General features: G+C 71.8%; 20 protein-coding genes. 12 read left to right on the plus strand and 8 right to left on the minus strand.

Translation table 11 applies throughout. The features are described 5' to 3' along the window. Nucleotides 1-98: 98 nt before the first annotated feature. The 7 genes from ABD350_RS17980 (at nucleotide 99) to ABD350_RS18010 (ending at nucleotide 10816) form a co-directional block, all read left to right on the plus strand. Nucleotides 99-1532, plus strand: a complete 1434-nt coding sequence (locus tag ABD350_RS17980) for a hypothetical protein (protein ID WP_344349158.1) — start codon at nucleotides 99-101, stop codon at nucleotides 1530-1532. A 14-nt stretch (nucleotides 1533-1546) separates the two neighbouring features. Beyond that, nucleotides 1547-2578: a glutamate ABC transporter substrate-binding protein gene (locus tag ABD350_RS17985; protein ID WP_344349159.1), complete on the plus strand. Its 1032-nt coding sequence runs from the start codon at nucleotides 1547-1549 to the stop codon at nucleotides 2576-2578. Between the two features lie 41 nt (nucleotides 2579-2619). Then, nucleotides 2620-3900, plus strand: a complete 1281-nt coding sequence (locus ABD350_RS17990) for a hypothetical protein (RefSeq protein ID WP_344349161.1) — start codon at nucleotides 2620-2622, stop codon at nucleotides 3898-3900. Further along, nucleotides 3897-6371, plus strand: a complete 2475-nt coding sequence (locus ABD350_RS17995; RefSeq protein WP_344349162.1) for a serine/threonine-protein kinase — start codon at nucleotides 3897-3899, stop codon at nucleotides 6369-6371. Before ABD350_RS17990 ends, ABD350_RS17995 begins: the two co-directional genes overlap by 4 nt. A 4-nt stretch (nucleotides 6372-6375) precedes the next feature. Continuing rightward, entirely contained in the window at nucleotides 6376-7650 is a 1275-nt protein-coding gene (locus tag ABD350_RS18000) for a PP2C family protein-serine/threonine phosphatase (RefSeq protein WP_344349164.1), read from the plus strand. 114 nt (nucleotides 7651-7764) lie between these two features. Continuing rightward, the gene (locus ABD350_RS18005) at nucleotides 7765-9105 is read left to right on the plus strand and encodes a VWA domain-containing protein (RefSeq protein WP_344349165.1); all 1341 of its coding nucleotides are present in this window, start codon (nucleotides 7765-7767) and stop codon (nucleotides 9103-9105) included. A 34-nt stretch (nucleotides 9106-9139) separates the two neighbouring features. Next, the gene (locus tag ABD350_RS18010) at nucleotides 9140-10816 is read left to right on the plus strand and encodes an FHA domain-containing protein (protein WP_344349166.1); all 1677 of its coding nucleotides are present in this window, start codon (nucleotides 9140-9142) and stop codon (nucleotides 10814-10816) included. A gap of 6 nt (nucleotides 10817-10822) precedes the next feature. On the opposite strand, the gene ABD350_RS18015 is transcribed toward ABD350_RS18010, so the two are convergent. Further along, entirely contained in the window at nucleotides 10823-11800 is a 978-nt protein-coding gene (locus ABD350_RS18015; protein WP_344349167.1) for a methyltransferase domain-containing protein, read from the minus strand. A gap of 85 nt (nucleotides 11801-11885) precedes the next feature. On the opposite strand from ABD350_RS18015, the gene ABD350_RS18020 reads away from it, so the two are divergent. Next, nucleotides 11886-12290, plus strand: coding sequence for a globin (locus tag ABD350_RS18020; RefSeq protein WP_344349168.1), 405 nt, complete (start codon nucleotides 11886-11888; stop codon nucleotides 12288-12290). 12 nt (nucleotides 12291-12302) lie between these two features. Here ABD350_RS18020 and ABD350_RS18025 read toward each other — a convergent pair whose 3' ends face one another. The 3 genes from ABD350_RS18025 to ettA are packed head-to-tail and all read right to left on the minus strand — an operon-like array spanning nucleotide 12303 to nucleotide 15082. Continuing rightward, entirely contained in the window at nucleotides 12303-12983 is a 681-nt protein-coding gene (locus ABD350_RS18025) for a DUF8185 domain-containing protein (protein WP_344349169.1), read from the minus strand. After that, the gene (locus ABD350_RS18030) at nucleotides 12980-13411 is read right to left on the minus strand and encodes an acyl-CoA thioesterase (protein ID WP_344349171.1); all 432 of its coding nucleotides are present in this window, start codon (nucleotides 13409-13411) and stop codon (nucleotides 12980-12982) included. Before ABD350_RS18030 ends, ABD350_RS18025 begins: the two co-directional genes overlap by 4 nt. 6 nt (nucleotides 13412-13417) lie before the next feature. Then, a complete protein-coding gene (gene ettA / locus ABD350_RS18035; RefSeq protein ID WP_344349172.1) occupies nucleotides 13418-15082 on the minus strand; it encodes an energy-dependent translational throttle protein EttA in 1665 nt (554 codons plus the stop codon). 591 nt (nucleotides 15083-15673) lie between these two features. Here ettA and ABD350_RS18040 point away from each other — a divergent pair. Beyond that, nucleotides 15674-16756, plus strand: coding sequence for a pentapeptide repeat-containing protein (locus ABD350_RS18040; RefSeq protein ID WP_344349174.1), 1083 nt, complete (start codon nucleotides 15674-15676; stop codon nucleotides 16754-16756). 184 nt (nucleotides 16757-16940) lie between these two features. Here ABD350_RS18040 and ABD350_RS18045 read toward each other — a convergent pair whose 3' ends face one another. Then, nucleotides 16941-17324, minus strand: coding sequence for a hypothetical protein (locus ABD350_RS18045; RefSeq protein ID WP_344349175.1), 384 nt, complete (start codon nucleotides 17322-17324; stop codon nucleotides 16941-16943). Beyond that, on the minus strand, nucleotides 17318-17908 hold the full coding sequence (locus tag ABD350_RS18050; RefSeq protein ID WP_344349176.1) for an ATP-binding protein: 591 nt from the start codon (nucleotides 17906-17908) through the stop codon (nucleotides 17318-17320). Before ABD350_RS18050 ends, ABD350_RS18045 begins: the two co-directional genes overlap by 7 nt. A 175-nt stretch (nucleotides 17909-18083) precedes the next feature. Between ABD350_RS18050 and ABD350_RS18055 the strand changes: the two genes are divergently transcribed. Together ABD350_RS18055 and ABD350_RS18060 are read left to right on the plus strand one after the other, a co-directional pair. After that, entirely contained in the window at nucleotides 18084-19397 is a 1314-nt protein-coding gene (locus ABD350_RS18055) for a helix-turn-helix domain-containing protein (RefSeq protein WP_344349177.1), read from the plus strand. After that, nucleotides 19394-19960 carry a flavoprotein gene (locus ABD350_RS18060; RefSeq protein WP_344349178.1) on the plus strand — a complete coding sequence of 189 codons (567 nt, stop codon included), beginning with the start codon at nucleotides 19394-19396 and terminating at the stop codon, nucleotides 19958-19960. The genes ABD350_RS18055 and ABD350_RS18060 overlap by 4 nt, the downstream gene beginning before the upstream one ends. Before the next feature lie 3 nt (nucleotides 19961-19963). Here ABD350_RS18060 and ABD350_RS18065 read toward each other — a convergent pair whose 3' ends face one another. Together ABD350_RS18065 and ABD350_RS18070 are read right to left on the minus strand one after the other, a co-directional pair. Beyond that, entirely contained in the window at nucleotides 19964-20149 is a 186-nt protein-coding gene (locus ABD350_RS18065) for a hypothetical protein (protein WP_344349179.1), read from the minus strand. A gap of 184 nt (nucleotides 20150-20333) precedes the next feature. Continuing rightward, nucleotides 20334-20900 carry a Uma2 family endonuclease gene (locus ABD350_RS18070; protein ID WP_344349180.1) on the minus strand — a complete coding sequence of 189 codons (567 nt, stop codon included), beginning with the start codon at nucleotides 20898-20900 and terminating at the stop codon, nucleotides 20334-20336. Nucleotides 20901-21373: 473 nt separating this feature from the next. Between ABD350_RS18070 and ABD350_RS18075 the strand changes: the two genes are divergently transcribed. Then, nucleotides 21374-22048 carry a lytic polysaccharide monooxygenase auxiliary activity family 9 protein gene (locus ABD350_RS18075; protein WP_344349181.1) on the plus strand — a complete coding sequence of 225 codons (675 nt, stop codon included), beginning with the start codon at nucleotides 21374-21376 and terminating at the stop codon, nucleotides 22046-22048. The last annotated feature ends 57 nt before the right edge of the window (nucleotides 22049-22105 follow it).

A 22105-nucleotide genomic window follows, 5' to 3' on the forward strand; every position in this document is an offset into this window, starting at 1 on the left:
GCCACCGCGATCCGATCAAGATCCAGTGAAGTCCGGTGCGGATGCCGGTACGGACGGTGATACTGGGCGGCGATACGGATGACCATGGGGGAGGTCGAGTGACACACCCGCCGAAGAGCAGCGCGGCGCCACCGCCGGCCGGGCCCACCGGTGCCGCCGGCATCCCCGGCATCCCCGCCCAGCCCCACGGCCGTCCCGCGCCCCCCGCCCCGCCCGCGCGCCGCACCGCCTTCGCCGAGGGCGCCGAGCGGCTGCGGGCCGCCGCGACCACCGAGCCGGGGCGGCTGCGGATCATCGGTGCCGTACTGGCCCTGCTGGTGCTCGCGTTCGGCGCGGTCACCGCCTGGCAGACCGGCACCCGCTCGGCCGCCGCCGACGACGTGCTGCACCGCAGCCAGCCGCTCAGCTTCGGCGCGGCCGGCATCTACCGCTCGCTGGCCGACGCCAACACCGCCGCGTCCAGCGCGTTCCTCGCGGGCGGACAGGAGAACCCCAAGTCCCGCGACCAGTACGAGAAGGACATCCGGGAGGCCGCCGCCGGACTGGTCACCGCCGCCGCCAACGCCGAACCCGGCTCCGCCGCCGAGGCGACCGTGGTTCGGCTGAACCGGCTGCTGCCCGAGTACAAGGGCCTCGTCGAGCGGGCCCGGACCTACAACCGGCAGGGCTATCCGGTGGGCGGCGCCTATCTGCGGTACGCCGACGAGAAGATGCAAAAGCACATGCTCCCGGCCGCGCAGACGCTCTACACCACGGAGAACCGCCGGCTGGACGCGGACTACGGCGACGCGACACCGTACCCGTGGGCGGCGATCGCGCTCGGCGTGCTCGCCCTGGCCGCGCTCGGCTGGGCCCAGCACCGCGTGTACCGGCGCACCCACCGCGTCCTCAACCGCGGCCTGGTCGCCGCCACCGCCGCGACCACGGCCGCCCTGCTGTGGCTGGTCGTGGGCCACGCGGTCGCCCGCTCGGGCCTCGACGGCTCCTACGCGCACGGCATCCGGTCGCTCACCGTGCTGCACGAGGCCCGGATCGCCGCGCTGAAGGCGCGCGGCAACGAGAACCTGAGCCTGGTGGCGCGCGGCGCGGACACCGTCACGGTGGCCGGGCAGACGTACGACGCCCACTACTACGACTTCGACAAGGACATGGCGGTGCTCCGCAAGGCGCTGACCGAGGCGGCACGGCTCGCCGACGACGACGCGGGCTCCGCCCCGGTCACCCTCGCCCAGGGCGACACGGCCGTCTGGCAGCGGCGCCACGCCGCGGCCCGCGCCGAGGACGAGAACGGCAACTACCAGCAGGCCCTGGACAAGGTGATCGGCGCCAAGGGCGCGACCGCCGAGTGCTTCGACGGCGTCGCCCGCGGCCTGGACCGGGCCATCGGCCACGAGCGGGCCGAGTTCAGGAAGGCCGCCGGCGACGGACGGGACGCGCTGGCCTGGCTGCCGGGGGGCGCCGCCGCCCTCGCGGTGCTGGGCGCGGCGGGCGCCGTCGCCGGCATAGGCCGCAGGCTTTCGGAGTACCGGTGACAGGGGGCAGGGCGATGGACGCGAACCGTGCGCGGGCCTCGCTGCGGGGCTGGGGCGGAGTCGCCACGATGGCGGTGCTGTGCGCGTTGGCGCTGGCGTTCGTCCTGCTGCTGCCGTGCACCCAGCGGGTGACGCCCGAACCGGGCCGGGCCGGCCAGCGGGTCGCCACCGGCGCCCAGGCCCGCGCCGACGGCTGCACGGACGCCGGGGCGCACGAGCGGACACTCCCCCCGGCCGGCGCGGACGGCCCGACGATCGAGGCGATCCGGGCCCGCACGGGCGCCAAGCGCAAGCTGGTCGTCGGCGTCGACCAGAACAGCTACCGCTGGGGCTACCGCAACCCGAACACCGAGGGCGCCCGGCTGGAGGGCTTCGACATCGACCTCGCGCACCGGATCGCCGAGGACATCCTCGGCGACCGGAACGCGGTGCAGTTCAAGGCGATCCCCACCAGCCGGCGCATCCCGGCGATCCAGGACGGGCGCGTCGACATGGTCGTACGCACGATGACGATCACCTGTGACCGGCTGCGCCAGGTCGCGTTCTCCGCGCCCTACTTCAGGACCGGCCAGCAGGTGCTCGCCCCCAAGTCCTCGCCGGTCACCGGCTACGACGGCTCGCTGGCCGGCAAGAAGGTGTGCACGGCGACCGGTTCGACCGCGTACGCCAAGCTGGACGCCGACCGGAAGACGGGCCGGCTGCCCCGCTCCACCGACCTCTCCACCACCGTGCCCAACCAGCTGGACTGCCTGGTCCGGCTGCAACTCGGCGAGGTCGACGCGGTGGTGACCGACGGCGCGCTCGCCGCGAGCCAGGCCGCCCAGGACCCGACCGTCGAGCTCAAGGGCGAGGCGTTCACGACCGAGTACTACGGCGTGGCGATGAAGAAGGACGCCGACGATCTGGTACGCCGGGTCAACCGCGTTCTGGTGGACTATTCGGCGAACGGCTGGCAGAAGTCGTACGACGAGTGGCTGTCGGCGACACTGGGCCGGGACCCGGCCGCGTCGAAGCCGCCCGCGCCGCGCTATCTGCGCGGCGACTGAGCCGCACCCGACCGGAACCGACAGCGAGCGAGAGGTGATCGATGGGCGTCACGGACCCCGCCGGGCCGGTGATGGACCGGGACGAGGCGGACCGTGCGCTGGCGCGGCTCGGCCAGGAGCACGAGGCGATCGAGACCTCCCTGCTGGCCCTCCAGGACCACGCGGGCCGCAGACTCCTAGAAGGCGCCGAGCTGACCGGCGTCACCCGGGAACGCTGGCAGGCCACCGAGGCACGGATCACCCGGCTGTGGACGTACTTCGACGCCTACACGGCGGCGCTGCGCGGCGCCCGGGAGGTCCGCGCCCGGCGCCGCTGGTCCAGCCGCGAGGACCTGGCGGAGCTGACCGGGCTGCTGCGCGGCGCGTCCGTGACCGTCCCCGGCGGCGAAAGCGGCCGGCTCAGCGAGACGTTCACGCTGCCGGCGCTGGTGGACCGGATGAACGAGCTGTACGCGACGAGCCTGGACGTGATCGTCGCCGCCGATGCGGTGTGGTCGGCGCTGCCCGCGCGGATCGACCTGCTCGCCGCCGAGCTCCAGCGCACCCGGCAGCTCGCGCACTCCGTCGGGGTGCGCCCGGGTGAGCACCCGGCCGGTGACGACCTGGAACGGATCACCCGCACGCTGACCCGGCTGCGCGAGGACGTCGTCGCCGACCCGCTCGCGTTCTGGGTGCCGGCCGAGGGCAGCTCCGCGCCGGGCGGCGGACGCCCGGACACCACGGTGTACGACCGTGCGGCGCGCGCCCTGGAGGACGTGCGCCGGGAGATCGACGCCGTGCTGACGGTACGCCAGGACGCGGAGGCGCGGCTGATCCGGCTGCGGGACGTGCTCTCCCGGGCGGACCGCACCCTGGCCGAGGCCCGGACCGCGCGCGTCGAGGTGCTGGCGAAGATCGCCGCCACCGAGGTGCCGGTGGTCGGCGGCCCCCCGACCGTCCTCCAGGAGCAGCTGGCGACCGCCGCCGAGTACCGCAGGCAGGGCCGGTGGCACCGGCTCTCCCCGCTGCTGGAGTCGTTGGAGGAGAAGGCGGAGGAGGAACTGCTGCGTGCCCGCGAGTCGTTGACCGCGGTCACCGCGCCACTCGCGGTCCGCGCCGAGCTGCGCGGCCGGCTCGACGCCTACCGGGCGAAGGTCGCCCGGCACGGCCTGGCCGAGGACCCGCTGCTGGTGGAGCGCTACGACGCGGCCCGCCGCATGCTGTGGAGCGCGCCCTGCGACCTGCGCGTGGCCGAACAGGCCGTGCTGCGCTACCAGCGGGCGGTGGCCGAGCTGCTCGGCGGCGCGGGCGAGCCGGAGGACCGTAAGGGGGACGGGTCATGAGCCAGCCGGGGCAGACCTGCCAGCGGCCGGGGTGCGGTGGCGCCTACGAGGACGTCGGCGGCGGGCTGTACTGCGACACCTGCGGTCTCGCGCCGGTGGTGTCGGCCGGGGGTACCCCCGCCGCGGCGGGGATGGTGGTCTCGCCGGCCACCGGGGCCGTCAAGGGCGCTGCGGACGGGGCGGGTTCGCGCAGCGCGCGGACGTCGTCGCAGTCGTCGCGCTCGCGCCGCTCGGTGTCCGGACGGCTGTCCCGTTCGGTATCGGGGAAGTCCACCGGCCGTTCGGTGTCGGTGCGCAGTTCGGGATCCTCCACCGGCTCCTCGGTACGCGGGCGGCTGGGCGCCGGGCTGGTGTCCGTGCCGCAGGTGCCGCGGCCCGACCCGCACGCGATGGTGCTGGAGCGCCCGGAGGTGCCCGAGCGCAAGCGGTTCTGTTCCCGGTCGGACTGCGGGGCCCCGGTGGGCCGGGCGCGCGGCGACCGGCCGGGCCGCACAGAAGGTTTCTGCACCAAGTGCGGGCATCCGTACTCCTTCGTGCCCAAGCTGCGCGCCGGGGACATCGTGCACGGCCAGTACGAGGTCGCGGGCTGTCTCGCGCACGGCGGGCTGGGCTGGATCTACCTCGCCGTGGACCGGGCCGTCTCCGACCGCTGGGTGGTCCTCAAGGGCCTGCTGGACACCGGCGACCAGGACGCGATGGCCGCGGCGATCTCCGAGCGGCGCTTCCTCGCCGAGATCGAGCACGCCAACATCGTGCGGATCTACAACTTCGTCGAGCACCTGGACCAGCGCACCGGCTCCCTGGACGGCTACATCGTCATGGAGTACGTCGGCGGCAAGTCCCTGAAGGAGATCGCCAACGCCCGCCGGGCCCCCGACGGCCGCCGCGACCCGCTGCCGGTGGAACAGGCGTGCGCCTACGGCATCGAGGCCCTGGAGGCGCTCGGCCACCTGCACAGCAGGAACCTGCTGTACTGCGACTTCAAGGTGGACAACGCCATCCAGACCGAGGACCAGCTCAAGCTGATCGACATGGGCGCCGTCCGCCGGATGGACGACCTGGAGTCGGCGATCTACGGCACGGTCGGCTACCAGGCCCCGGAGGTCGGCGAGACCGGCCCGTCGGTGGCCAGCGACCTGTACACGGTGGGCCGCACCCTGGCGGTCCTCACCTTCGACTTCCAGGGCTACACCACCGTCTACGCCGACTCCCTCCCCGACCCGGACACCATCGAGGTGTTCCGCCGCTACGAGTCCTTCTACCGGCTCCTGGTGCGCGCCACCGACCCCGACCCGGACCGCAGGTTCGGCTCCGCGCAGGAGATGGCCGAGCAGCTCACCGGCGTGCTGCGCGAGGTGGTCGCGCTGCAGACCGGGCAGCCGCGGCCCGCTCTGTCCACCCTGTTCGGGCCCGAGGTGAAGGTCACGGACACCGAGCTGTTCCCGCCCCTGGAGGCGGACGTGTCCCGGCTCGGCGCCCGCCCCGCCCGGAAGAAGACCCCGGCCGCCGCTCCCGCCCCGCCCGGCGCGGCCGCGCTCGTCCGGCCCGTGGACACCCCGGCCGCCGCCCTCGCCCTGCCCCTGCCGCTGGTCGACCCCGGCGACCCGGCCGCCGGTTTCCTCGCGGGCCTGCCGCCCTCCGGGCCCGCCGAGCTGATCGGCGCGCTGGCCGCGGCGCCCGCGCGGACCGTGGAGACCCGGCTGCGGCTCGTCCGCGCCCGGCTGGAGAGCGGCGATCGGCAAAGCGCCCTGCCGGGCCTGGCCGAGCTGGACGAGGAACGGCCCGACGACTGGCGGGTGGTGTGGCAGCGGGGCGTGGCCGCCCTGGTCACCGGCGACTTCGAGGGCGCCGCCCTGGCCTTCGACGCCGTCTACGACGCCTTCCCCGGCGAGGCCGCGCCCAAGCTGGCCCTCGGCCTGTGCGCCGAGGTGCTGGGCCAGCCGGACAACGCGGCCGAGTACTACCGGCTGGTGTGGACGACCGACCGGAGCTTCGTGAGCGCCGCGTTCGGGCTGGCCCGGGTGCGGCTCGCGGCCGGGGACCGGCAGGGCGCGGTCCGCACGCTGGAATCGGTGCCGGAGTCCTCCATCCACTACACGGCCGCCCGGGTCGCCGCCGTCCGGGCCCGGCTGAGAGGTCGTACACCGGGCCCCGGTGACGTACCGTTCGGGGACGACCTGACGGCCGCCGCCGGGCAGGTCGAGGCGCTCCAGGCCTACGGTCTGGACCCGGCGCGGCGCGCGCGGCTGTCGGCGGAAGTGCTCGGCGGCGCGCTGGACTGGGTACTCTCCGGGGGCGCCGGATCCGCCGCGGCGGGCCGGACGCTGCTGGGCAGCGGTCTGGACGAGCGGGGGCTGCGCTTCGGCCTGGAGCGTGCCTACCGCACGCTGGCCCGGCTGGCGCCCGGCGGCAAGGAGAGGATCGAGCTGGTGGAACGGGCCAACCGTTACCGCCCCCGGACGTGGGTGTAAGTCGATGTCGCAGATGCCCCGGCAGGCCGCACTGCCGAAGTGCCCGAGCTGCGCGGAACCGGTGGAGCCGGGTGACCTGTTCTGCGGAGCGTGCGGATACGACCTTTCGGTGGTGCCCGCACCGCCGCAGGACCATCCGACGCTCCCCATGACCGGTACCGCCGGGCCCGTCAGCCCCGCGCCCCCGCCCGCCGCGGACCCGCCGGAGGCCGGCGCGGGCGGCGCGCCGCACGGACAGGTCCCCGAGGAGGAGCGGCCCGCCGGTTCCGGGGTGCGCTTCGACCGGCCGGCCGAGCCCGACGAGTACCCGTTGCAGGCCCCGGACCCGCGGCTGGCCGCCCCGCCGGCCGCCCCCGCCGCTCCGGCCCGGCTGTGCGTGGCCTGCCGCACGGGCCGGGTGGACGGCGACGGCTACTGCGAGAACTGCGGGCACGCCCAGCCCCGCGAACGCGACCACATGGAGCGGGAGACGGGCCCGGTCGCGGCCGTCAGCGACCGCGGGCTGCGCCACCACCGCAACGAGGACGCGTTCGCCGTCGGCCACACCACGCTGCCCGACGGCACCCCGGCGGCGCTGGCGATCGTCTGCGACGGCGTGTCCTCCGCGACCCGCCCCGACGCCGCCTCCCTGGCCGCTTCCCGGGCGGCCGGCGACACCCTGCTGGCCGCACTGCCGCGCGGCACCCATCCGCAGGCGGCGATGCACGAGGCGATCGTCGCCGCCGCGCACGCCGTCAACGCGCTCGCCGACGAACCCGAAACGGCCCGCGAGCACGCCCCGCACCAGAACGCCCCGGCCTGCACGATCGTCGGCGCGGTGGTCACCTCCGGACTGCTGGTCGTCGGCTGGGTCGGCGACAGCCGGGTCTACTGGGTGCCCACCGACCGCGCCGCGCCGCCCGCCCGGCTCACCGAGGACGACTCCTGGGCCGCGCAGATGGTGGCCGCCGGACTGATGAGCGAGGCCGAGGCGTACGCCGACGAGCGGGCCCACGCGATCACCGGCTGGCTCGGCGCGGACGCCTACGAACTGGAGCCGCACACCGCCTGCTTCCAGCCGGACCGGCCCGGCGCGGTGGTGGTGTGCACCGACGGACTGTGGAACTACGCCGAGACCGCCCAGGAGATGTCCGAGGTCGTCCCGCCGGACGCGGCGACCCGCCCGCTGCACGGCGCCCAGGTGCTGGTCGGGCACGCCCTGGACGGCGGGGGCCACGACAACGTAACAGTGGCGGTACTGCCGTTCCCGGCGCCGCCGCAGGGGGCAGGATCGGCCTGAAGGCCGTAGCCCGCGCACGCGGGCACGGAGAAGCCGGGGCGGACCGGAGGGGACCGGTCCGCCCGCAGCCGGCGCCTGGCGTGGGCGAGGCGTACGAGGGGGATGCGTCACAGCATGGCCAATTTCGCGAAGCCGAACGTGCCGCGGTTCTCGGTGGACGTCTACCAGAACGAGTACCTGCCCGAGGGCGGCAGCCGGGTCGACGCCATAGTGACGGTGACCGCGACCGGCGGCGGCACCCTCGGCGGCGCCGCCGCCGCGCCGGCGCACCCGGCGGGGCGGCCCTCCGCCGCGGTGGCGGTCATGGTCGACTGCTCGGGCTCCATGGACTACCCGCCCGCGAAGATGCGCGGCGCCCGTCAGGCCACGGCCGCCGCGATCGACACCCTGCGCGACGGCACCCGCTTCGCGGTGATCGGCGGCACCCACGTCGCCCAGGAGGTCTACCCCGGCGGCGGGCGGCTCGCGGTCGCCGACGCCACCACCCGCGAGCAGGCCAAGCAGGCGCTGCGCCGGCTGAGCGCGGGCGGCGGTACGGCCATCGGCACCTGGCTGCGGCTCGCCGACCGGCTGCTGTCCGCGGCCGACGTCACCATCCGGCACGGCATCCTGCTCACCGACGGCCGCAACGAACACGAGTCGCCGGACGACCTGCGGGCCACCCTGGACGCGTGCGCCGGCCGGTTCACCTGTGACGCGCGGGGCGTGGGCACGGACTGGGACGTGAAAGAAGTCACAGGCATCGCCTCGGCGCTGCTCGGCACCGCCGACATCGTCGCCGACCCGGCCGAGCTGGCCGCCGACTTCACGCGGATGATGGAGACGGCGATGGGCAAGGAGGTCGCCGACGTCGCCCTGCGGGTGTGGACGCCGCTCGGGACGGCCATCCGGTTCGTCAAGCAAGTCGCGCCCGCCGTCGAGGACTTGACGGACCGTCGCACCGAGGCCGGACCGCGCGCCGGGGACTATCCGACCGGGTCCTGGGGCGACGAGTCCCGCGACTACCACCTGTGCGTGACGGTCCCGCCGGCCGGACTGGGCCAGGAGATGCTCGCCGCACGGGTCTCCCTGGTGGTCCCGCAACCGGACGGAACGGTACAGAACCTCGGCGCGCAGGGCCTCGTACGGGCCGTGTGGACCGACGACGTGGCCGCCTCCACCGCCATGAGCCCCCAAGTCGCCCACTACACCGGGCAGGCCGAACTGGCGCAAGCCATCCAGCAAGGGATCTACCTGCGCAAAGCGGGCGATTTCGATGGAGCAACGGCCAAACTGGGCCGGGCCGTTCAGCTCGCGAACGCCTCCGGGAACGCGGATACTGCGAAACTGCTTGCGAAGGTGGTGGACGTGGTCGACGCCGTGACAGGTACTGTGCGGTTGAAGACGAGGGTCGCGGAGGCCGACGAGATGACTCTGGAGACCCGGTCCACCAAGACTGTTCGTGTGAAGAAGTGACCCTCCAAAGCGTAGGAGAAGGGGAAGCACCGACATGCCGACCTGCCCGAACGGACACCAGTCGGGTTCCGACGACTGGTGCGAGGTCTGCGGTCACCGCATGGCCGGTGCCGTACCTCCGCCCCCGCCGCCGCCCCCGGGCACCGGAGGCTACGGCTTCCCGCCGCCCGCGGGTGCCCCCGGCCGGCCCGGTCCCGCCGCGGCCGGTCCCGAACCGGAGCTGTGCCCGCAGTGCCGTACGCCCCGCGAGGGCGGCGCGCCCTTCTGCGAGGAGTGCCGGTGGAACTTCCTGACCAACACGGCGACCTCGTACACCCCGGCCGCCCCGCGCCCGCCGCAGCCCCGGTTCCAGCCGCCGAGCGCGACCTACGGCGGCGGTGACGGCTACGAGTACCAGGGCTCGCGCCCCTCGCAGGTGAACCGCCCCGCCGAACCGATCCCGTCCTTCGGCAGCGAGCCGTCGGGCCCCACCCCGTTCGGCCCCGACCGCACCCCGCCCGGCCCCGCGGGCCGGCCACCGTTCCCCCCCGGCGACCACCGCCCGCCCACGCCCCCGCAGGGGTTCGGCCAGGGACCCGGCGGCCCCGGCACGGGCGGCCCGGGTGCGGGCGGTCCCGGCGCCGGTGGCGCGTCCGGTCCGGGCGGGTTCCCGGGCCAGGGTCCCGGTCCCGGCGGGTTCCCGGGCCAGCGGCCCGGGGGTCCCGGGGCCGGTGGCCCCGGTGGTCCTGGAGGCCCCGGTGGTCCCGGTGCCGGTCGTCCGGCGGGTCCGCCGTCCGGCTTCGGCGGCGGCCCGGGTCAGGGTCCGGGGGGCGGTGGTCCCTCCGGTCCGCCGGGGTTCGGCGGTGGTCCGGGGCAGGGTCCCGGCAATCCCTCCCGTCCCGGCGGCCCGTCCGGCCCCGGCGGACCCGGCCCGTCCGGCTTCGGCGGTGACCCCTCGCGTCCGGGTCCGGCGCCCGGGCCGACGCCGCCCGGCGGACCCGGCGGTCCCGGTGGTGCCCCGCAGGCGTTCCAGCAGGCCGGGGCCTCGGCTCCGCCCGCTCCGCCCGCGTTCCCGCGCGCGAACCGCCGGCCCCCGGCCGGTGAGGACGACTGGGTGATCTCCCCGCCGTCCTCCGGCGGCCCGGGCCGGGAACCCGGCGGCCAGGGCGGTGGCTACGGCTACCCGCACCCCGGCGCCACCCAGGCCCCGCCCGGACAGGGCGGACAGGGCGGACAGGGTGGCCCGGGCGGGTTCCCGCAGGCACCCCGGCAGCCTCAGGCTCCTCAGGCACCCCAGCCGCCGCACCAGTCCCAGGCCGCCCAGTCGGGCACCTGGACCGCGACCATCGGGCCGGACCGCGCGTACTTCATGGCGATGATGCAGCGCTCCGGCCCCGAGGCCGCGGGCCTGAACCTGCCCGCGTACTCGCCCGAGCAGCAGCGCACGCTCACCGGCAACCAGGTGACCATCGGGCGCCGCCGGCACTCCACCGGCGACACCCCGGACATCGATCTGTCGGTGCCGCCGGAGGACCCGGGCGTCTCGCACCAGCACGCGATGCTGGTGCAGCAGCCGGACGGCGGCTGGGCGGTCGTCGACCAGAACTCGACCAACGGCACCACGGTCAACATGTCCGAGGAGCCGATCCAGCCGTTCGTGCCGGTCCCGCTCCAGGACGGCGACCGGGTGCACGTGGGCGCCTGGACGACGATCACCGTCCGCCGGGGCTGACCGCGCTCAGGGCAGCGGCCAGGCGTACGGCCCCTCCGGGTCGTCCAGCCAGGCCCAGGCGTGCTCGCCGCGGACCGTGACGCCGTAGCGGCCGCGGCCCGGCTCGCCCTCGCGCTCCCACAGCGCGTACGCCTCCCGGGCGTCGAGGGCGCCCCGGGTCAGCGCGAGCAGGAAGCGGAACGGCTCACGCGTCCGGGCCCGGGCGGGCAGTCCGGCCAGGCTGACGCTTGCCGGTTCCGTCCGGCCCTGGCCGCGCAGCGGCACGAAGAAGGCGGCGCCGGGCAGGAAGCGGCCCTCGGCGCACTGCGCGTCCCGCACGGTCAGGGCGAGCAGTCCGGTGGCGAGCGGGGTGAGGACGCGCGCGCCGGGGCGGCACTGGGCGAGCCAGGCGCGCGGCACCGTGCACAACTCGCAGGTGGCGATGATCCGGTCGTAGGGGGCGCGTTCGGGTACCCCGCGCGCGCCGTCGCCGGTGACCACGGCCGGGTGGTAGCCGGCCGCCGCCAGGTGCCGCCGGGCCGACTCGGTGATCTCCGGTTCCAGGTCGACGGTGGTCACCAGGCCGCCGTCGCCGAGCCGGTGGGCGAGCAGGGCCGCGTTGTAGCCGGTGCCGGCGCCCACCTCCAGGACCCGGTCGCCGTCCTCGACCCGCAGGGCGACCAGCATCCGGGCCATCAGGGAGGGCTGGCTGCTGGAGGAGACCAGCTCGCCGTCGCGCAGCCGGGTGGCCAGCGGCGCGTCCGCGTAGGCGCCGCGCACCCAGCGTTCCCGGGCCCCCGGTTCGGGACTCTCGCCCCAGCGGCGTTCGTAGCCGCGCGGCCCGGGGACGTAGTAGTACGGCACGAACAGGTGCCGGGGCACCGCCGCGAACGCCTCCCGCCACACCGGGTCCCCGGCCCAGGCCCCGTCGGCGTCGATCTCCCGCACCAGCTCGGCCCGCGCCGCGTCGGCGAGAGCCTCGGTCTCGCTGTCGTAGGCGCCCATGGGTCCACAGTAGGGGCGGCCGGCCCCCGCGCGGGACGGTCCTAGGCCTTGAGTCCTGGGCCACCGGGTCTGAGACCATGGACAGGTGAATGAGATTCGGCGCGGCACGCTTCAGGAGCAGACCTTCTACGAGCAGGTCGGCGGGGAGGAGACCTTCCGCCGGCTCGTCCACCGTTTCTACGAGGGAGTCGCCGGGGACCCGCTCCTGCGGCCGATGTACCCGGAGGAGGACCTGGGCCCGGCCGAGGAGCGGCTGGCCCTGTTCCTGATGCAGTACTGGGGTGGGCCCACGACCTACAGCGACAACCGCGGCCACCCCCGGCTGCGCATGCGGCACGCCCCGTTCACCGTGGACCGGGCGGCGCACGACGCCTGGCTGCGGCACATGCGGGTGGCCGTGGACGAACTCGGGCTGTCCGAGGAACACGAGCGCACGCTGTGGAACTACCTGACGTACGCCGCCGCGTCGATGGTGAACACCCCCGACTGAGCCGGGTACGGCTCAGCGCACGCTGACCCCGAGGGACCCGAGCGGGCCCGCCTGCCGTACGGCCACCGAGCCGTAGGGGGTGCGCAGCCGCAGCCACGCCCCCGAGGAGAACAGCCTGGTGTCCTCGGGCCCGGCGCCCGGCCGCAGGAAGCCCAGGGACTGGGCCGCGTGCACGGCCCGCACCGGAAGCCCGGTGTCCGCTATCCGCCGGGACCAGATGTCCCGCCCGATCCGGTCCAGCTCCGCGCGGGTACGGGCCTCGGGCGCCAGTTCCCCGGTGCGGGAGCGGAATTCGGCCACCGCGGCGGCGACCGTGGCGCGCAGCGCGTCCGGCGCGGGCAGCCCCGGCACGGGCCGCCAGCCGGCGCGCGGCGGCAGCAGCCCGGCCCACGGCGGACCGGTGACCGCGCCCGGGACGGCGGCGGTGGCCCCCCGCTCGTCCACGGACTCCAGCAGCTCACCGGCGGAGACGGTCACGTCGAGGATGGCGTCGAGCCCGTCCTCGTACGGCTTCGCCAGCCGCACCGCGCGGACGGCCAGCACCTCGAAGGACGGCGGCCGGCCGAAGACGGCGAGTGCCGTGCCGGCCGCCTTCAGGCGCACCGCGGCCCCACGGTCGTAGTGGAGCAGCCGGGAGAGGAAGGCGGCGAGGTCCGCCGCCTCCCTCTCGTCGGCCAGGTGCAGCACCGTCATGCGGCGACGGCCTCCCCCTCGGCCTCCGCGGCGCCCTCGCCGGCCTCGGTGTACTCCTGGAGGAAGTCACGCTCCTGCGCGGTGATCCGTCGCGGGCGCTGGGCGTCGAAGTCGAACGGCACGATGACCGTCGACGCCCGGACGTAGACGAGATCGCCGTCCTTCACCTCGTAGGCGAGGGTGAAGGAGGCGGCCCTGATCTCGGTGACCCACAGCTCGATGGTCACCGGCTCGTGCCGGTGGACGAGCTGCCGCTTGTAGTCGATCTCGTGGCGCGCCACCACGGACCCCTGCTGGAAGTCCTTGTCCGGGCGGAACAGGAAGTCGATCCGGGCCTCCTCCAGATAGCGGAGGAACACCACGTTGTTGACGTGGCCGTACGCGTCCATGTCCGCCCAGCGCAACGGGCAGCGGTAGATGTGGCGCAAGACCGATCAGCCCCGGGTCAGCTTCTTGTAGGTGGCCCGGTGCGGACGCGCGGCGTCCGGACCCAGCCGCTCGATCTTGTTCTTCTCGTACGACTCGAAGTTGCCCTCGAACCAGAACCACTTCGACTCGCCCTCGTAGGCGAGGATGTGCGTCGCGACGCGGTCCAGGAACCAGCGGTCGTGGGAGACGACGACGGCGCAGCCGGGGAAGTCCAGCAGCGCGTTCTCCAGGCTGGAGAGCGTCTCCACGTCGAGGTCGTTGGTGGGCTCGTCGAGGAGGAGCAGGTTGCCGCCCTGCTTCAGGATCAGCGCCAGGTTGAGCCGGTTGCGCTCACCGCCGGAGAGGACCCCGGCCGGCTTCTGCTGGTCCGGCCCCTTGAAACCGAAGGCCGACACATACGCCCGGCTCGGCATCTCGACCTGGCCGACGTTGATGTAGTCGAGGCCGTCGGAGACGACCTCCCACAGCGTCTTCTTGGGGTCGATGTTGGCGCGGGTCTGGTCGACGTAGGAGATCTTGACGGTCTCGCCGACCTTGATGTCGCCGGAGTCCGGCGTCTCCAGGCCCTGGATCATCTTGAACAGGGTGGTCTTGCCGGCGCCGTTCGGGCCGATGACACCCACGATGCCGTTGCGCGGCAACGTGAACGACAGGCCGTCGACCAGCACCTTCTCACCGAAGGACTTGTGCAGCTCCTCGACCTCGACCACGACGTTGCCCAGGCGCGGGCCCGGCGGGATCTGGATCTCCTCGAAGTCCAGCTTCCGCATCTTCTCGGCCTCGGCGGCCATCTCCTCGTACCGCGCGAGACGGGCCTTGGACTTGGCCTGGCGCCCCTTGGCGTTGGAGCGGACCCACTCCAGCTCTTCCTTGAGCCGCTTCTGCCGCTTGGCGTCCTTCTGGCCCTCGACCTTCAGACGGGCGGCCTTGGTCTCCAGGTAGGTGGAGTAGTTGCCCTGGTAGGGGTAGGCGCGGCCGCGGTCCAGCTCAAGGATCCACTCGGCCACGTTGTCCAGGAAGTACCGGTCGTGGGTGATGGCGACCACGGTGCCCGGGTACTTGGCCAGGTGCTGCTCCAGCCAGTTCACCGACTCGGCGTCGAGATGGTTGGTGGGCTCGTCCAGCAGCAGCAGGTCGGGCTGCTCCAGCAGCAGCTTGCAGAGCGCGACGCGGCGCTTCTCACCACCGGAGAGGTTGACCACGGGCCAGTCGCCCGGGGGGCACCCGAGGGCGTCCATGGCCTGCTCCAGCTGGGCGTCGAGGTCCCAGGCGTTGGCGTGGTCCAGCTCCTCCTGGAGCTTGCCCATCTCGTCGAGCAGCGCGTCGGAGTAGTCGGTCGCCATCAGCTCGGCGATCTCGTTGAACCGGTCGAGCTTGCCCTTGATCTCGGCGACACCCTCCTGGACGTTCTCCAGGACGGTCTTCTCCTCGTTCAGCGGGGGCTCCTGGAGCAGGATGCCGACGCTGTAGCCGGGCGAGAGGAAGGCGTCACCGTTGGACGGCTGCTCCAGCCCCGCCATGATCTTCAGCACGGTCGACTTACCGGCACCGTTCGGGCCGACGACGCCGATCTTCGCCCCGGGGAGGAAGTTCAGGGTGACGTCATCGAGGATCACCTTGTCGCCGTGCGCCTTGCGCGCCTTGCGCATGGTGTAAATGAACTCAGCCAAGAGAAACCGTCCGGCAGCTTGAAATCTGGCAGTGGGCAGATACACCCCATCTTGCCGTACCGCCAGCCCTACGGGGAAACCCGTTCCGTCCGGGGGCCCTGACCTGGGGTTTCACTGTGGCGCGCTGCGTCTCGTCTGTCACTGCCGGTCGCCGTCGGTCAGCTTCGGGCACCCTCGCACGGCCCAGGGACGGCCCAGAGTCGATCACCAGGAACCGGTCATCGGCTGACAGCGGCGCCATCGAGCACGCCGCATGAACCTCAGCCACCGACAGCCAGCCACGACGGCGGACACGCCGACCGACCAGGCGCGCGTATGTCTCGCCGCACCCCCACCGGCCTCAGCCACGGTGCAGCGCCGTCGACGGGAGCAACCACGCCGGCCGGGCCGTGGGGACGAGCCGGAGCCAGCCGCACCCGAGCCCTCAGCTTGGGAAGCTACGGGGCGGAACGTCTCCGCCCGCATAGCCGGTACATGGATCAGTATCCATTGAGTGTGAGGAGGAGGCTGCTTCCGCCATCTACCTCAAGTTTTGCTCTGAATTCTGCCCCCCTGGAGCGGACAGTCTCCATCTCGGGGACGCTTCGATACATGAAGCCTAAGACGAGGAAGGTCGCTTCTGTTCTTGTAGCGGCGCTAACGGTTGTAGGCTACGGCCTCCTTCTTTGGCGTGGCCCTTGGTGGCTTGATGGGACTCACCTTCGCGAGAAAGATCTTCAGCCAGCCGATGGTGTCGTTATCACCGGTTTCCGGACGATGCTTGTGGCCTTAGGGGCCGGACTAGTGGCAGCGATCGGCGTGCACTACACCCATAGAAGCCACAAGCAGACAGATAGGATTTTCGAGCACACCAGAGAGAAGGATAGGGAACAGGCAGAGTTGATCCGTGAGGGTCAGGTCACCGATCGCTATGTGGAAGCTGTTAAGTTGCTGGGGTCAAGCAATCTGACCGAGCGCTTGGGTGGAATCTATGCGCTTGAACGTATAATGCGGGACTCCGAGCGCGACCATCCCACGATCGTGGAATTACTCGCCGCATTCATAAGGGAGCGGGCGCCACTCCCTGACGAGTCGACCGAGACTCCTGTTGACTATCGAGCCCCGGAAGATATTCAGGCGGCATTGACGGTCCTGACCCGGAGGCCTGAACACCCGCACCATGGCGCTCTCTTGGCACACACTGATCTGCGAGGCGTGAGGTTGAACGGAGGGCGTCTGACTGGCTTAATCCTCGGAGGGGCCAGGTTTGATCGAGTGACTTTTTACGACGTGTCGATGGCGAGAACTAATTTGAGCAATGCAAAATTCAAGGGTGCGAATATTTACGGGGGGAGCTTTGAGGGTGCGATGCTCTTTGATGCCAATTTCGATCGAGCTGCACTATCGACTGTAAGTATGAAAGGTGCGAATCTAGAGGCTGTCAGCCTTAAGGAGACGTTCCTTCTCGGAGGTGATATGCAGGATGTTGATCTCAGGGGAGCGCTGATGGATGGGACCATGGTCACGGATGAGGTGAATCTGCCGGCAGAGCTCTTGATTCAGGCCAAGATCATGGGGAACTGTAGACTTCCTGATCGATACCTGAGAGATCCGGCAGTTTTGAAACGGGTGCGTGAGTGCCTTCAAGAAAGTGACAGAGAAAGGGGAGAGGGAGCCCCTGAGGGTCACTCGTAGAATCGCGGAGCCGACCGCCTCAGTAACGACGTACCCCTTCTCTGGTATCAGACGACTGGCGTGCGCGGTACGGGCGCCGGCCGGGCTGGAGCGGGGCGGAGACAGGAGCGCAGGCCCGGCCGGGGGCCGGACCGCGCGCGGTGAGCGGAGCGAGCCGCCTTGAACCAGTAGAGGAAGTTGTAACTCACTCTTCAGGGCGGGGCGTGAAGTCGTGCGCGCATGCCGGAAGTTCGATGCCCTGGCGATGCGCGAGGGGCAGGAAGAGAACGGGCCGGATCGTCCAGGTGATGCGGGTGCTGTCGTGGGTCAGGGACACCGTGCAGGGCTCAGCCTGCAGTAAGGCTCGTCGGGTGTCGATGCGGCCGTCATACATCCACTCCCACGCTGCGCTGGAGGCGTCCGCGTCCAGTGCCGGGGAGATCGTTTCGAGGGCGACCGCTACCCACCGGTCCGCCTGCGGAGCGGAGTAGGCATCGAACGATGCCAGCAGCACCGGTGGGCCCTGCTCGGTCAGGCTCTCCGTCCAGCACTCGCACCAGAAGCCCCACCTCGATGCCGCCGTCAGCATCGGGAGTCTCCCGGGTGGGTGTCGGCCGGCACTTGTGAAGTCGCCGCTCGGCTGGGAGGCGCTTCGGACGTTTCGTTCGGTGCGGAGTGGTCGTAGCCGTCAGGTGTGCGGTGTCCGCAGTGGCGTTGTGGAACGGACCGGTCACCGCGGAAGTCGTGGTGAGAGAAGCCGATGCTGAACCGCTGGCCGGGTCCGGAGGACAGGTCGATTTCGGCCCAGCAGCATTTGCCCCCGTGGGTCCGCTCGGTCCCGAAGCGGTCGGCGAGCGCGGAGACGAGGACCATACCTCTGCCGCTCTCGCTGTACGTGTCCGGGAGACCGACCTTCGGCAGGGAGGCGCTGGTGTCATGGACCTCGATTCTCAATACGTCCGCCAAGGGGCGGAGGGCCAGGAGGATGTGACTGGAACCGGCGTGCTGTACGGCGTTGGTGAGCAGTTCGCTGAGTACGAGTTCGGCGGTCTGCAGCACCTCGGCATCCCACTCTCCACTCCAGCGCCCTATTGCGCGCACCGCTCGGTGCCGCGCATCGGTGACGGCGATAAGGCTGGCGGGTACCGGCAGGGCGAACTTGTGCGTTTCCATCAACGGCGGCCCTTCATGAACGTGTGCGGCCGTTTCAGGCAAGCAGGCCGACGCGATCAGTGGCCTGCCTCGGTGCGGGCGCTGCATGGGATATGCAGGTTCTGCATCTCGGCGAGACACGGCTGACCTACGCTCGTTGAGCAGGCAGGGTCAACGGCGGAAGGGGCCGTGACAGATGGCCGCAGCGCACAGTGAGTCGAGACGGATCGGCGAGGTGATTCGCCGTGCTCGGGTGCTACAGGGCCGCTCGCAGAAGGACGTCGCTGCCTCGCTGGGATACCACCAGTCCAAGGTGAGCCGACTGGAGAGCGGGCGTGGCACGGACAACATGGGAGTGCTTCGCGCGGTTGCGGCCGAACTCGGTATCCCAGCGCGGGAGGTGGGTCTCGCCGTCGCTCGTGAAGCCTCCACTGCCGACCCGGGAACAGGAGAAATGCAACGCCGCACCTTCATCGCCGCGAGCATGGCTGTGAGTACTGCCGCACTCACGGCTTCCCCCGACCCTCTCGGCGGTGAATCTCCCGCCGGCGACTCCTCGGACGCGCGCCTCGGCCTCGTGCGGGCGCTGTTGCCGGGAACCAGCCCGGAGGGCACCGGTGCCCGGCTGGACGCGAACTGCCTTCGTCTGCGCGTCGGCGCAGCGCGCAGGCTCTTCCACCTCTGTGACTACGCGGGGTTGGAGCAAGTGCTGCCGGGTCTGATCGCGGACCTGCGGCAGGCGTCCGGTGGTACGGCGGGCAGCGCCGACCTCTCTGGGTTGCTGGCCACCGCGTATCAGACCCTGACCAGTCTGCTGCTCAAGCGGAATGACCAGGGCAACGCCTGGCTCGCCGTCGGTCGGGCCATGACCGAGGCCGAGCGGTGCGGCGACCCGGTGGTCCTGGCGTCGAGCGTCCGCGTGCAGGCCCACGTCCTGGCGCGCGCGCAGCACCCAACTCAGGCCGTCGGCCTCGTCCGGCTCACGGCCGAGCGGCTCACCGGGTCCTACGACCGCCGGTCTCCGCAGTACCTCGCGGCTCTCGGACTGCTGTTACTGCGTGGTGTCACTTCAGCCGGCAGCGGCGGGGGCCGTGGCGCGGCGCGGGAACTGCTCACGGAGGCGAAGGAAGTGGCGCGCTACGTCGCGCTCGACCGGCCGGATGCCTGGGCCAGCTTCAGCCCGAGCAACGTCGCCCTGCACGAGGTCAGCGCCTTGGTGGCCTTCGGCGACGCCGACCGCGCCCTGCGGGCGGCCCGCCCGCTCATGCGCCGCCCTCTTCCTGTCCCCGAACGCCGGGCCGCGCTGTGGATCGACATGGCCCGGGCCTACGGTCAGCAGGGGCGGCTCGCCGACGGGTACCAGGCTCTGCGCATCGCCGAGACCTGCGCCGCCCAGGACGTCCGCCGTCCTGCCGTCCGTGAGCTGGTCGCCGGCATGGTCGCCCGCGATCGCCGTCGTACTCTGCCGGAACTGCACCGATTCAGCCGCCGACTGGGAGTCACCGCGTGAACGAGCCGAGCGCTTCGGACAAGACGCCTTTCCTGTACGTCGTCGTCTGCGCGTGCGGTGTCGCCGCCGACGTCGGCAGGCTGATCACAGCAGCGCAGGAGCGGCGCTGGGACGTGGGCGTCATCGCCACCCCCCAAGGGCTCGGGTTCCTCGACACCGCGGCGATCGAGGAGCAGACGGGCTATCCGATCCGCTCCGCGTGGCGCGCACCCGGCGATCCCCGTCCGCTCCCGTCGGCGGACGCCATCGCCGTCGCCCCGGCCAGCTTCAACACGGTCAACAAGTGGGCGGCCGGCATATCCGACACTCTCGCGCTGGGGGTCCTCTGCGAGGCGTTTGGGATGGGTGTCCCCACGGCTGCCCTTCCCTACCTGAACGCCGCCCAAGCGGCTCACCCCGCCTATCGGCGAAGCCTGGACCAGCTCCGGGAGATGGGCATCCTGATCGGCTCGTACGAGCCCCACCGGCCCAAGGCGGGCGGCGGCGCCGACAGCTTCCGCTGGGAGGAGGCCCTTGATCTACTGGAACCGCGGCTTCGTGCTCGGCCGCCGTCCCAACGGTGAACTTCACCACTGCCGCCCCACACCCTGCGGTCCTCTTGGGAAGCGGATCTGGAGGGCCCGGACGACGCGCTCCACCACAGCAAGGACCTTCTCGTCGCCGGGATCGTCAAGTCCGGCAAACTGGTCCTCGACGGTGTCAAGGACTGCATCGGTCGCCATGAGCAGTTCCTCGGGGAACAGCTCAGCCATGCAAGCGCACTCCGGCGTCCAAAGTGCCGGCGGCGATCTCCGCGGCTTCCTCCGCTATGCCGTGACGCCAGCTCGTAGTTGATCTCTCAGCCATGGGCGGGACCGTACAGGCCAGGGCTGGGAGAGAAGCCAGAACGCGCGTGCGGCCAGCACATCTTGCAAGAGCGGGTCAGGTACAACCGGTTCAGACCTGGCCGAGATCGATCTCCACGGCGAAGGGGGCGGCGACCTTCACGACCCCGGTGTGCACGTCCCCATCCCGGTAGGTCTTGGTCGCGGGGTCGAGGACATATGTGTACACCAGGGGCACGCCCGTCGCCGCCTGCTCGATCCGCCAGTAGAAACCGATGCCTGCCTTGGCGTACTGGTCGACCTTCACGATCCGGTCGGTGGTCTCCGAGCCTGGTGACACCACCTCGGCCACCAGCAGTACGTGCTCAGGCCGGGTGGGCGTGATGTCGATCGTGTCCGCCCGGTAGACGATGACGTCCGGGCGGCGATTCGTGAGCGGGACGTCCTGCAGCCGGACATCGAAGTCCGTATCGGCGTTCCAGTCGGAGCCGGCGGCGGCGTCCAAGGCGTTCGCCAGGATCCGGGCCAGCCGGTTGTGCCGCTTGGATGCGCTGGGACTCACGACGACCATTCCGTCCACGATTTCGATGCCGGCGCACTGCTCCTCGGACCACGACTCGTATTGCTCCGCCGTGATCTGCTCGTGCATCCACGCCGGGGCCACCATCTCGGCAGTCATGACATGCCTCCCGGACACTGCGCCGCGGGCCCGATCCCGCTGGATTCAGCGTACTGTCTGGGCCTCGTCGGGTCGTCTCGGTGCACCTGGTCGATCTCGGCGCTGCGTCTGGACCGCCACTGCGACTTGGGAGGCATCGATCACGCCGAGGACGAGTCGGGTGCTGACCGTTCGGCTCTACGAGGGAGACACGCACCCCGGGTGCCGCCCCGAGCCCTCCCGCTCCCAACCGAAGCATATTCGCCACCTGCCTCCTACAAGGGGTCAGCGACGGCTTGCGTGCGTCCGGTGGGCGACTCGGCGTGAGGTTCATCATGCTCTGTGGAAGTTTGACCCAAGGACGGGGCCTTTAGGTTTGGCGGAAACGAAGCGTTGCCCCCTCGTTCCAAGCCACGCAGCCTGGAGGCGCGGGAGCGCTCCCATGCACCCGTGACCCCCGCAGTGAAGGCGTCCCCCACAGGAAGAAACCCGCAATGCATTGTCATGAACATGTACCCCATCGCACCGTCCGTCGGCTGGCGCTCGTCCTGAGCACCCTCGTCGGCGTACTGATCAGCCTGATCACCTGGGGCGGCACCGCGTCCGCGCACGGTTCGGTGATCGACCCCGCCTCCCGCAACTACGGCTGCTGGCAGCGCTGGGGCAGCGACTTCCAGAACCCGGCGATGGCCCAGCAGGACCCCATGTGCTGGCAGGCCTGGCAGGCCAACCCCAACGCCATGTGGAACTGGAACGGCCTGTACCGCAACGGTTCCGCCGGCAACTTCCAGGCCGTCATCCCCAACGGGCAGCTGTGCAGCGGCGGCCAGGCCGAAGCCGGCCGCTACAACTCCCTCGACGCCGTCGGCCCCTGGAAGACCACCGACATCGGCTCCAACTTCACCGTGAAGCTGTACGACCAGGCCAGCCACGGCGCCGACTACTTCCAGGTCTACGTCACCCGGCAGGGCTTCGACCCCACCACCCAGCCGCTGACCTGGCAGGACCTGCAGCTGGTCACCAAGACCGACAGGTACGCGCCCAGCCAGAACTACTCGATCCCCGTGAGCACGTCCGGCTACACCGGCCGCCACGTCGTCTACACCATCTGGCAGGCCTCGCACATGGACCAGACCTACTTCCTGTGCAGCGACGTGAACTTCCGCTGACCCCGGCCGTTACCGGCCCCGACCGCCCGCTGGACGCGACCCGGCGCCGACCGGGTC

Origin of the sequence: Streptomyces nogalater (assembly GCF_039532885.1) — a bacterium.
Classification (GTDB): Bacteria; Actinomycetota; Actinomycetes; order Streptomycetales; family Streptomycetaceae; genus Streptomyces; species Streptomyces nogalater.

Excerpts from the sequence above, each read along its gene's own strand:
- ABD350_RS17985 (WP_344349159.1), top strand. The coding sequence starts at position 1,547 with ATGGACGCGAACCGTGCGCGGGCCTCGCTGCGGGGCTGGGGCGGAGTC.
- ABD350_RS17990 (WP_344349161.1), top strand. The coding sequence starts at position 2,620 with ATGGGCGTCACGGACCCCGCCGGGCCGGTGATGGACCGGGACGAGGCG.
- ABD350_RS17995 (WP_344349162.1), top strand. The coding sequence starts at position 3,897 with ATGAGCCAGCCGGGGCAGACCTGCCAGCGGCCGGGGTGCGGTGGCGCC.
- ABD350_RS18000 (WP_344349164.1), top strand. The coding sequence starts at position 6,376 with ATGTCGCAGATGCCCCGGCAGGCCGCACTGCCGAAGTGCCCGAGCTGC.
- ABD350_RS18005 (WP_344349165.1), top strand. The coding sequence starts at position 7,765 with ATGGCCAATTTCGCGAAGCCGAACGTGCCGCGGTTCTCGGTGGACGTC.
- ABD350_RS18010 (WP_344349166.1), top strand. The coding sequence starts at position 9,140 with ATGCCGACCTGCCCGAACGGACACCAGTCGGGTTCCGACGACTGGTGC.
- ABD350_RS18015 (WP_344349167.1), bottom strand. The coding sequence starts at position 11,800 with ATGGGCGCCTACGACAGCGAGACCGAGGCTCTCGCCGACGCGGCGCGG.
- ABD350_RS18025 (WP_344349169.1), bottom strand. The coding sequence starts at position 12,983 with ATGACGGTGCTGCACCTGGCCGACGAGAGGGAGGCGGCGGACCTCGCC.
- ABD350_RS18040 (WP_344349174.1), top strand. The coding sequence starts at position 15,674 with ATGAAGCCTAAGACGAGGAAGGTCGCTTCTGTTCTTGTAGCGGCGCTA.
- ABD350_RS18045 (WP_344349175.1), bottom strand. The coding sequence starts at position 17,324 with ATGCTGACGGCGGCATCGAGGTGGGGCTTCTGGTGCGAGTGCTGGACG.
- ABD350_RS18050 (WP_344349176.1), bottom strand. The coding sequence starts at position 17,908 with ATGGAAACGCACAAGTTCGCCCTGCCGGTACCCGCCAGCCTTATCGCC.
- ABD350_RS18055 (WP_344349177.1), top strand. The coding sequence starts at position 18,084 with ATGGCCGCAGCGCACAGTGAGTCGAGACGGATCGGCGAGGTGATTCGC.
- ABD350_RS18065 (WP_344349179.1), bottom strand. The coding sequence starts at position 20,149 with ATGGCTGAGCTGTTCCCCGAGGAACTGCTCATGGCGACCGATGCAGTC.
- ABD350_RS18070 (WP_344349180.1), bottom strand. The coding sequence starts at position 20,900 with ATGACTGCCGAGATGGTGGCCCCGGCGTGGATGCACGAGCAGATCACG.
- ABD350_RS18075 (WP_344349181.1), top strand. The coding sequence starts at position 21,374 with ATGCATTGTCATGAACATGTACCCCATCGCACCGTCCGTCGGCTGGCG.